8 protein-coding genes and 2 pseudogenes are annotated in these 9927 nt (G+C 71.9%); 2 read left to right on the forward strand and 8 right to left on the reverse strand.

The annotated features are described in order from the left end of the window. Nucleotides 1-73 precede the first annotated feature (73 nt). The 5 genes from ADK65_RS20795 to ADK65_RS20815 all read right to left on the reverse strand — a co-directional run bounded on the left by ADK65_RS20795 (nt 74) and on the right by ADK65_RS20815 (nt 5742). Nucleotides 74-1468, reverse strand: a complete 1395-nt coding sequence (locus ADK65_RS20795; protein ID WP_053671837.1) for a pyridoxal phosphate-dependent decarboxylase family protein — start codon at nt 1466-1468, stop codon at nt 74-76. 162 nt (nt 1469-1630) lie between these two features. After that, nucleotides 1631-4132, reverse strand: coding sequence for an aminopeptidase N (pepN, locus tag ADK65_RS20800; RefSeq protein WP_053671838.1), 2502 nt, complete (start codon nt 4130-4132; stop codon nt 1631-1633). A gap of 67 nt (nt 4133-4199) precedes the next feature. Continuing rightward, on the reverse strand, nt 4200-4760 hold the full coding sequence (locus ADK65_RS20805) for a response regulator (protein ID WP_053671839.1): 561 nt from the start codon (nt 4758-4760) through the stop codon (nt 4200-4202). Between the two features lie 137 nt (nt 4761-4897). Beyond that, the gene (locus tag ADK65_RS20810; RefSeq protein ID WP_053671840.1) at nt 4898-5245 is read right to left on the reverse strand and encodes a chorismate mutase; all 348 of its coding nucleotides are present in this window, start codon (nt 5243-5245) and stop codon (nt 4898-4900) included. 20 nt (nt 5246-5265) lie between these two features. Next, entirely contained in the window at nt 5266-5742 is a 477-nt protein-coding gene (locus ADK65_RS20815) for a GNAT family N-acetyltransferase (RefSeq protein WP_053671841.1), read from the reverse strand. Between the two features lie 122 nt (nt 5743-5864). On the opposite strand from ADK65_RS20815, the gene ADK65_RS20820 reads away from it, so the two are divergent. After that, nucleotides 5865-6752, forward strand: a complete 888-nt coding sequence (locus ADK65_RS20820) for a hypothetical protein (RefSeq protein ID WP_053671842.1) — start codon at nt 5865-5867, stop codon at nt 6750-6752. A 33-nt stretch (nt 6753-6785) separates the two neighbouring features. Here ADK65_RS20820 and ADK65_RS20825 read toward each other — a convergent pair whose 3' ends face one another. The 3 genes and pseudogenes from ADK65_RS20825 to ADK65_RS20835 all read right to left on the reverse strand — a co-directional run. Continuing rightward, complete coding sequence (locus ADK65_RS20825) at nt 6786-8441, reverse strand: cytochrome b (RefSeq protein ID WP_053671843.1); 1656 nt, start codon at nt 8439-8441, stop codon at nt 6786-6788. A 132-nt stretch (nt 8442-8573) separates the two neighbouring features. After that, complete coding sequence (locus tag ADK65_RS20830) at nt 8574-9308, reverse strand: vWA domain-containing protein (protein WP_053671844.1); 735 nt, start codon at nt 9306-9308, stop codon at nt 8574-8576. Between the two features lie 13 nt (nt 9309-9321). Next, a pseudogene (locus ADK65_RS20835) lies at nt 9322-9729 on the reverse strand (ABC transporter ATP-binding protein); the annotation flags it as partial. Between ADK65_RS20835 and ADK65_RS37290 the strand changes: the two are divergent. Continuing rightward, nucleotides 9727-9915, forward strand: a pseudogene (locus tag ADK65_RS37290) (ABC transporter ATP-binding protein); the annotation flags it as partial. The pseudogenes ADK65_RS20835 and ADK65_RS37290 sit on opposite strands and share 3 nt — an antisense overlap. Nucleotides 9916-9927 lie beyond the last annotated feature (12 nt).

Consider the following 9927-nt stretch of genomic DNA (forward strand, 5'->3'; position numbering starts at 1 on the left):
GGGGGGTGGGGGGGGCGGAGGCGGATGGGGAGGGGGCGGCGGGGGGGGTGGGGGTGGGGGGTGGGTGCGGGGTTCACCGGGGGGTGTGTCCTTCCACGAGGGTGGCTCGGCTCGCTGCCGCGAGGTGCAGCAGGGCTGCCAGGTCGTCGGGCCCGGTGGCGGGGTTGAGGAGGGTGGCCTTGAGCCAGAGCCGGCCGTCGATGCGGGCCCGGCCGAGGACGGCGCGGCCGTCGGTGAGCAGGGCGCGGCGTAGGGCGGCCACGATGGCGTCGGTGGCGCCGGTGGGCCGGAACAGCACGGTGCTGATGGCGGGCGGGGTGTGCAGTTCGAAGCCGGGGTGGGCGTCGACGAGGGCGGCGAACTGCCGGGCGTGTGCGCAGACCTGGTCTACGAGAGCTCCGAGGCCGCTGCGTCCCAGGGTCTTGAGGGTGACGGCGAGTTTGAGGACGTCGGGGCGGCGGGTGGTCCGCAGGGACCGGCCGAGCAGGTCGGGAAGTCCGGCCTCGGTGTCGTCGTCGGCGTTGAGGTAGTCGGCGTGCTGCCGCAGGGCGGCGAGGTCGCGGGGGTCCCGGACGGCGAGGAGGCCGGCGGCGACCGGTTGCCAGCCGAGTTTGTGCAGGTCGAGGGTGACGGTATGGGCGGCGTCGAGTCCGGTGAGGCGGGCCCGGTGGAGGTCGCTGAAGAGGAGGCCTCCGCCGTAGGCGGCGTCGATGTGCAGCCGGGCGCCGTGGGCGGCGCAGCGGGCGGCGATCTCGGGCAGCGGGTCGATGCGTCCGGCGTCGGTGGTTCCGGCGGTGGCGGCGACGAGCAGTGGGCCGGTCAGGCCGGTGAGGGTCTGGTCGAGCGCGTCGGGGTGGAGTGTGCCGCCCGGGGCGGGTACGACGACGGGTTCGGGCAGTCCGAGGAGCCAGGCGGCGCGGGGCAGTGAATGGTGGGCGTTGGCTCCGCACACGAGCCGGACGGATGTGCCGTGGGCTTCCCGGGCGAGGAGCAGGGCGAGTTGGTTGGACTCGGTGCCGCCGGTGGTGACGAGGGCGTCGGCCGTGCCGTTCTCCGGGTAGATCTCCCGTGCCAGCACGCCTGCCGCCAGGGCCTTAAGCTCCGAGGCCGCCGGGGCCTGGTCCCAGGAGTCCAGGGACGGGTTGAGGGCCGAGGCGGCGAGGTCGGCGGCGGTGGCGACGGCGAGGGGCGGGCAGTGGAGGTGGGCCGCGCACAGGGGGTGGGCCGGGTCGGCGGCGCCTTCCGCGAAGGCACGGACCAGGGTGGACAGGGCGTGGGGGTCGCCCTGGTCGGGCAGGAGCTCTCCCACCGCCGCCCGCAGGCGGACGGCGACCGCGTCGGGTCCGCCCGCGGGCAGCGGCCCGCCCCTGGCCCGGGCGCCGGTGTCCAGCGCTTCGAGGACGGTGCCGAGCAGCGGCCGCAGGGCGTGGGAGCCTTCGGGGCCTGAGGCGAGGGGCGGCGTGCTCATGGGGTTGACCTCCGGGGCGCGGGGCGAGACGCCCGCACGGCTCAACGACCCGACCCGGGTGGAGGTATCTCCCGTAGGGGAAACCCGGCGGAGCGGTGCGGGAGTCGGCCTCGGTTCCCGCCGACCCCGGCTCTCGCCGCTCCGCGTCAACGACGCCCGTGATCAATACACCTGGTTCTCCCCGGCCCGCTGGACCCGCAACGCTCGTGCCAGGTCGTCCAGTTGGTCGGCCAGTTTGCGGCGCAGCGCGGGGATCGGGGCGGCGTCGCGCAGGCATTCCTCGCCGAGGCGGAGGGTGTCGGCGTCGACGGCGTGTGCGGGGAAGGCCCAGCGGCCCGCCGCCTCCGCCAGGGCGGGGCCGCGGCGGTCGGCGAGGGCGACCGCGTCGGCGTAGTACCGCCCGACGTATTCATGTACCAGGTCGGCCTGTTCGGGCTGCCAGAAGCCGCGGGCGGTGGCGGTGAAGAGGTAGGTGGAGAGGTCGTCGGTGCCGAACAGGGTCTCCCAGGCGCGGGCCTTGGCCTCGGGGTCGGGCAGGGCGGCGCGGCAGCGGGCGGCGCCTTCCTGGCCGGTGGCGCTCGGGTCGCGTTCCAGTTCGGCGGTGATGGCGGCCTCGTCGGTCGCGCCGAGGACGGCGAGCCGGGCGAGTACGCGCCAGCGCAGCTCGGGGTCGAGTTCGGGGCCGCCGGGGACGGTGCCGTCGGCGAGCCAGGCGGCGATGGTGTCGGGGTGGGCGGCCACGTCGATGCGGTGGCGTACGGCGATCAGGCGCAGGCCGGGGTTGTCGCCGTCCTCGGTGCGGCGGATGAGGTCGCGGCACAGTTCGGAGAGGGTGGCGAGTGCGGCGGGCCGCTCCTCGGGGGTGAGGTAGCGGTCGGCGATGTACGTGGTGGCGAAGGCGAGCACGCCCTGGACGATGGCGAGGTCCGTCTCCAGCGGGAGGTGGATGCGGGCGGTCTCCAGGTAGGCGTGGGGGGCGAGTTCGCCGTCGCGGACGGCGTCCCGCAGGGCGTTCCACACGACCGCTCGGGTGAGCGGTTCGGGCAGTCCGGACAGGTCCTTGCGGACGGTCTCGAAGGACTCGGGGTCGAAGCGGACCTTGGCGTAGGTGAGGTCGCCGTCGTTGAGGAGGAGCAGGGCGGGCCGCTTGCCGATGGGGTGGGCTTCGGTGTGCGGGAGGTCCAGGTGGAGGCGTTCGCGCAGGACGAGCTGACCGCCGTCGTCGCCGAGGTCGCGGTCGTAGAGGCCGGCGGCGACGCGGTGCGGGCGGCTGCCGGCGCGGTCGACGGTGAGGGCGCAGGTGCCGTGCTCGCCGGGGGTGATGCGCGGGGTGAGGGTGTCGACGCCGGTGGTGCGCAGCCAGGCGTCGGCCCAGGCGTGGACGTCGCGGTCGGTGGCGCCGGCGAGGTTGTCGATGAAGTCGGCGAGGGTGGCGTTGCCGTACTTGTGCCGGGCGAAGTGGGTGTTGATGCCGGCGAGGAAGTCCTTCTCGCCGAGCCAGGCGACCAGTTGCCGCAGTGCGCTGGCGCCCTTGGCGTAGGAGATGCCGTCGAAGTTGAGCAGCGCGGAGGCGGTGTCGTCGACGGCGTCGGGGGCGACGGGGTGGGTGGAGGGGCGCTGGTCGGCGTCGTAGCCCCAGGACTTGCGGGTGACGCCGAAGTCGGTCCAGGTGTCGGTGAAGCGGGTGGCTTCGGTGAGGGTCTGGTAGCCCATGTACTCGGCGAAGGACTCGTTCAGCCAGATGTCGTCCCACCACTTGAGGGTGACGAGGTCGCCGAACCACATGTGGGCCATTTCGTGGGCGATGACCATGGCGCGGGTCTGGCGTTCGGTGTCGGTGACGGCGGAGCGGTAGACGAATTCGTCGCGGAAGGTGACCAGGCCCGGGTTCTCCATGGCGCCCGCGTTGAACTCGGGGACGAAGGCCTGGTCGTAGGAGTCGAACGGGTAGGGCTCGTCGAACTTCTCGTGGTAGCGGTCGAAGCAGGCGCGGGTGATGTCGAGGAGTTCGTCGGCGTCGGCGTCCAGGTAGGGGGCGAGGGAGCGGCGGCAGTGCAGGCCGAAGGGCAGGCCGCGGTGTTCGGTGCGCACGGAGTGCCAGGGGCCCGCGGCGACGGCGACCAGGTAGGTGGAGATGCGCGGTGTGGTGGCCGCCTTCCATACGCCGTCGGTCTGTTCGGCGATGCCGTTGGCGAGGACGGTCCAGCGGGGCGGGGCCGTGACGGACAGTGCGAAGACGGCCTTCAGGTCGGGCTGGTCGAAGGCGGCGAAGACGCGCTGGACGTCGTCCATGAACAGCTGGGTGTAGACGTAGGTCTCGCCGTCGGTGGGGTCGGTGAAGCGGTGCATGCCCTCGCCGGTGCGGGAGTAGCGCATCGTCGCGTCCACGTGCAGTTCGTGCTCGCCGGCGGTGAGGTGCGGCAGGGCGAGGCGGTTGCCGTCCAGCGTCTCCGGGTCCAGGGGGTGTCCGTCGAGGGTGACGGAGCGCAGCTCGGCGGGCTTGAGCTCGACGAAGGTGTCCCCGTCCACGCGGGCAGCGAACCTGATCGTGGTGCGGGAGCCGAAGGTCTCGTCTCCGCCGGTCAGGTCGAGTTCGATCGTGTAGTGGTGGACGTCGAGGAGCTCTGCTCGGGTCTGCGCTTCGTCGCGCGTCAGTACGGACATGCGAGACATGCTGCCTGATGGCGTGGGCAGGGCACAGAGGCGGATCGGTACGTGCCCAATGTCCGGTCTAGGTGCGGTCCTTTTCGAGCTCCCCGGCGTGCGCCCCGTCGGGCCGCTGCGTGGGTACGCGCGCGTCGGGATGGGGCAGTCCGGGGCGCGCGGGGTGTGCGGGGTGGGCGGCGGTCTCGGTGTGCTCCCCCGCGAGGGCGCGCAGGCGGCGCACCTCGCGTTCCAGGGCGAGATGGCGCCGGTGGGCGTCGTAGAGGTAGCGCACCTTGGTGCGCAGGGCCCAGGGGTCGACGGGCTTCATGACGAGGTCGGCGACGCCGAGCCGGAAGGCGGTCGTGGTCAGTTCGTGGTCGGCGCCGAAGCCGGTGAGCAGGATGACCGGGATGTGCTGGGTCTGCTCCACGCGCCGCATGTAGCGCACGACCTCGAGTCCGCCGACGCCGGGCATGCGCACGTCGAGCAGCAGCAGGCCCACCTGGCCGCGGAGCACCTGCTTGAGTGCCTCGTCGCCACTGGTGGCCCGGCCGAGCAGGTAGCCCAGCGGGGCCAGGGCGCTTTCGAGCGCGTACAGCGTGTCCTCGTGGTCGTCGACGATGAGGATCCTGGTATCCGACGGCATGGCCCCACGCCCCTCCCTCGTGGAGGACCAGAGTAGCCCGGGATGCTGACGCGCAGTGCTCGTCAGCTGACGTGCTGTGTACAGCGCAGCATGCCCCGAGCGGGCCGCCGTGTCACTCCCCCGGGGCGTGCGCGACGTCAGTTGCCGCCTGGGGCGGCGCCGTTGAGCGCCTCGTCGGCGATGCGCTCGTGATGGCGGATGACCTCGGCGACGATGAAGTTCAGGAACTTCTCGGCGAAGGCCGGGTCGAGTTTGGCGTTCTCGGCGAGGGCGCGCAGCCGGGCGATCTGGCGGGCCTCGCGGGCCGGGTCGGCGGGCGGCAGCTGGTGCCGGGCCTTGAGGTGGCCGACCTGCTGGGTGCACTTGAAACGCTCGGCGAGCATGTGGACGACCGCGGCGTCGATGTTGTCGATGCTGTCGCGCAGCCGGGCGAGCTCTTCGCGGACGGCGGGGTCGACGTCGGGGGAACCGGTGTTGCTGGTCATGGGGCGTCAGCCTACGGGGATCACGGCCGGTGACCGAAGGGCGTCTCATCCCTCGGCGGTGAGAGCCGCTTGTGGAAGCAGACGTCCTCGTGGCCGCCGGGGACGCCTGCGATGCGGGCCCGTTCCCGGAAGCCGAGCCTCGGGTGGAAGCCGGGTGCCTGGAAACTGTAGGTGGAGACGATCATGTCGGTGCAGCCGCGTCGGACGGCCTCGTCCTGCGCGGCGCGCATCAGCCGGCCGCCCCACCCGGAGTGCCGCTGGCCCTCGCGCACCCAGAGCATGTCCACCGAGCACAGGGTGCCCCAGGTCCAGGCGGTGAGCCCGCCGATCAGGTCGCCGCTGGGGTCGGTGGCACGGACGGAGAGGGGCTCGGTGACGGCCCCGTCGGCGGCGGCGGTGTTGAGGGCGGTCAGCTCCTCGTCGAGCCGCTGTTCGAGGGCGTCGTCCCGGCCGCCCGCGCGGAGGGAGCCGGCGGCGGTGTGCTGTTCGCTGGTCACGGCCCGGATTCTGCCCCGGATGCGCGGGGCGACGACCGGATTTCGCCGTGGCCGGGCCCGTCCGCGGCGGGGCGCGTCCTCGTACAGTGGAACCGGGTTCAGGGGCGTCTTGGGGGTGAGGCGTGGCGAACGACGGGCCGGTCGAGCACGGCTACCCGCATCTGGAGACGGTGCGGGCCGCCGTCACGGCGCTGTACAAGCGGCTGTCCCACGACACCGTGCGGACGTTCGCGACGAGCGTGCTCCCCGTCGACGTGGCGTTCTGCGACACCGACGACCTGTATCTGGGGGCGCAGCGGGTGGCGCACGAGCTGGTGCGGCACTACCGGTTGCCGGATGCGCGGCTGGTCGTGAGCTTCCGGGAGATGCGGCACGCGGCGAACGTGGAGCTCACGGCCGGGCCGGAGTACTTCGTGGAGCTGAACGACCGGTTCCGTACGCATCGGCGGGACATCGGGGCGGCCCTCGCGCACGAGGTGACGCATGTGTACCTGCATCGCCTCGGTCTGTCCTTCCCGGGCGTGCGGGACAACGAGATCCTCACGGACACGGTGACGACGTACCTGGGTGCGGGGTGGCTGCTGCTGGACGCGTACCGGGAGGACGGGGCGTCGTCGCAGAAGCTGGGGTATCTCACGCCGGAGGAGTTCGGGTACGTGCTGGCCAAGCGGGCGCTGGCCTTCGGGGAGGACCCGGCGGTGTGGTTCACCAGCGCGCAGGCGTACACGGCGTATGTGAAGGGGAGGGAGCTGGCTCGCCGTGACGGACAGCAGCCGCCGTTGACGGCGGCGGGATGGGCGGGTCGGCGGCGGTACGCCCGGGACCGGCGGCACGCTGCGGCGGGTCCGTCGCAGCCCGGGGTGCCGTACGCGTTCTCGCCCGACGGGGGCGGGCGGTTGCGGGTGTCGTTCCCCTGCCCCACCTGCCATCAGCGGATCAGGGTGCCGGTGCGCGGGCGGGTCCGGGCGCGGTGTGCGCTGTGCCGGAGTGTGCTGGAGTGCGATACGTAGCGAAGGCCGGGAAGGTGTTCCGGGCCCCGGCCGTCAGGGGGAGTGGTCGCCGCTGGTGATCTCCCGGTACTGCTCCGCGGTCGGCTTCTCGATCCGTGCGTCGGGCCCGTACATGGCCTTCGCCAGCCGGGCGCGCAGCCGCTCGGACCGTTTGACTCTGCGGCGGACACCCCCCGCGTCGACCTCGGGCCCGATCTCGTAGGGCGGGTTCTGCTCGTGCTGGGTGAGCGTGAACAGCTCGCCCTGGGTGAGGGGCTCGTGGACCTCGGTGTACTCGCCGGTCGGCAGCCGCCTGATGGTGCCGGTCTCCCTGCCGTGCAGCACCTTGGCGCGGTCGCGGCGCTGCAGGCCCATGCAGATCTTCTTGGTGACGATGAAGGCGGCGGCCGGCAGCACGAAGACACCGATCCGCACGAACCAGGTGATCACGTTGATGGACAGGTGCAGATGGGTGGCGACGATGTCGTTGCCGCCGCCGATCAGCAGCACCGCGTACAGGGTCAGCCAGGCCACGCCGAGGCCGGTGCGCACGGGCGCGTTGCGCGGCCGGTCGAGGATGTGGTGCTCGCGTCTGTCGCCGGTGATCCACGCTTCGAGGAAGGGGTAGAGGCCGAGGGCGAGCAGGATGAGGGGGAAGAGCGAGAAGGGGATGAACACGCCGAGGACGAGGGTGTGCCCCCAGAGGTTGATCTCCCATCCCGGCATCACCCGGATCAGGCCCTCGGAGAAGCCGAGGTACCAGTCGGGCTGGGCGCCGGTGGTGACCAGGTCGGGGCGGTAGGGGCCGAAGGCCCACACGGGGTTGATCTGGGCGACCGCGCCCATCACCGTCAGCACACCGAAGACGAGGAAGAAGAAGCCGCCGGCCTTGGCCATGTAGACCGGCAGGAACGGCATCCCGACGACCGAGCGCTCCTTGCGTCCGGGGCCGGGGAACTGGGTGTGTTTGTGGTAGAAGACCAGGATCAGATGGGCGGTGACCAGGCCCAGCATGATCCCGGGCAGCAGCAGGATGTGGACGGGATAGAGCCGCGAGATGATGTCCTCGCCCGGGAACTCCCCGCCGAACAGGAAGAACGACAGGTACGTCCCGACGATCGGGATCGACAGGATCGCGCCCTGCGCGAAGCGGATGCCGGTGCCGGACAGCAGGTCGTCGGGGAGGGAGTAGCCGGTCAGGCCGGTGATGATGCCGAGCATCAGCAGGGTCCAGCCGAACAGCCAGTTCAGCTCGCGCGGCTTGCGGAAGGCGCCCGTGAAGAACACCCGCATCATGTGCACCAGCATGCCCGTGATGAAGACCAGCGCCGCCCAGTGGTGGATCTGCCGGATGAGCAGCCCGCCGCGCACGTCGAAGCTGATGTCCAGCGTGGACTCGAACGCCTTGCTCATGAGGACGCCGTTGAGCTCCGTGTAGGACCCGTTGTAGGCGACCTCCTGCATGCTGGGCTCGAAGAACAGGGTGAGGTAGACGCCGGTGAGGATCAGTACGACGAAGCTGTAGAGGGTGACCTCGCCCAGCATGAAGGACCAGTGGTCCGGGAAGACCTTGCGCATGTTGGCCTTGGCCAGGGCGAAGAGCCCGAGCCGTCCGTCGGCCCAGTCGGCGAGCTTCTCGCCCCTGCCGGCGGGAGGCCTCCGCTGAACGGAGTCCGTCCCGTACACCCGTCGTGCGCCGTCGTCGCCCATACGTCGTCGCCTCCCCGTCGGATCCTTCCCAGCGTGGCACGGCGACGCGGCCGCGCAAACGGGGCGGAGGAGCGGTTGGGCCAGGGAGGCGAGGGGCCCGGTCGAGCGGTCGGGCCGGGGGCCGGGTCCGGTTCAGCGGCCGCCGGGGTCCTTGACGATCCCCTGCGCCCGTGCGGCCACGAGCCACTTCGGGAACTCGCCCACCAGCCGGTCGTACAGGTCGGCGTCCGGGACCTTGCGCGGGTCCTGCCCGGCGTGGAAGAAGCCGGCGTTGTCGACGGCCCGCTTGCCGGGCACGGCCAGCTCGTCCAGCTTGCGCAAGAAGTCGAACTGCCTGCTGTCCGGGTCGCCGAACCCGATGAACTGCCAGAACAGCGGCAGTTTCGCCGCCTTGCACAGGTAGCGTTCCGCGGCGAGCTTGTTGATGGGTCCGCCGTCGGTCTGGAAGACCACCAGGGCGGGCTCCGTCGAGCCGCTGTCGAGGTAGTGGTCGATCACGGCGTCCATCGCCAGGTGGTAGCTGGTCTTGCCCATGTGCCCGAGCCCGGCGACGATCCGCTCGATCCGCCCCTGGTGGCCGGCCAGGGCGATCTCGGTCTCGGCGTCGACGTCGGTGGAGAAGAACACGACCGGCACGGTGCCGTCGTCGTCCAAGTGCGCCGAAAGCCCGAGGACCCGGTCGGCCAGCGCCTGCACACTGCCGTCCATGTAGTACGGCTTCATGGAGCCGGAGTAGTCGACCACGAGGTAGACCGCGGCCCGCAGCCCGTCCAGCCCGTGCTTCACGAGGGACACCCCGGCGCTCTTGTAGAGGTTCACCAGCGCGGGAGCGGTCTCCTGGACCTTGCTCAGACCGATCGCGACCATGGGCGGCATCCTCTCACTGCTCGACGACCACTCCGTCACTCAGTTCCAGCACCCGGTCGGCGAGGCCGAGGAGTTGGGGGTCGTGGGTGGCGACGAGGGCCGTGACGCCCTCGCTGCGGACCACGGCGCGCAGCAGCTCCATCACCGCCAGGCCGGTGGCCGCGTCGAGCTGACCGGTCGGCTCGTCGGCGAGCAGCAGGGCCGGACGGTTGGCGAGGGCCCGGGCGATGGCGACCCGCTGCTGCTGCCCGCCGGAGAGCTCGGCGGGCCGCTGTGTCTCGTGTCCGGCCAGCCCCACCAGGGCCAGCAGCATCGCCACCCGCTCCTCCCGTTCCCGTGGCTCGGCCCGGCGCAGTCTCAGCGGCACGCCCACGTTCTCGGCGGCGGTGAGGATGGGGATGAGCCCGAAGGACTGGACGAGACGGGCCGGGAGTCCCTCGTGGCGCGTGAGTACGCGATGCTCGACCGCACGGGCCGGCTTCAGCTGCCGGCCGAGTACACGGCTGCCCTGGGCATGGCGGACCGGGTGCTGCTGGAGCTGGCCGAGGACCACATCCAGGTGCGGCCGGACGAGAACACGGGCGGGAACGACGGCGAGAGCGGCTGAGGACGTGCGACA

This window comes from Streptomyces sp. NRRL B-1140 (genome assembly GCF_001280065.1).
In the GTDB taxonomy this organism is placed as follows: Bacteria; Actinomycetota; Actinomycetes; order Streptomycetales; family Streptomycetaceae; genus Streptomyces.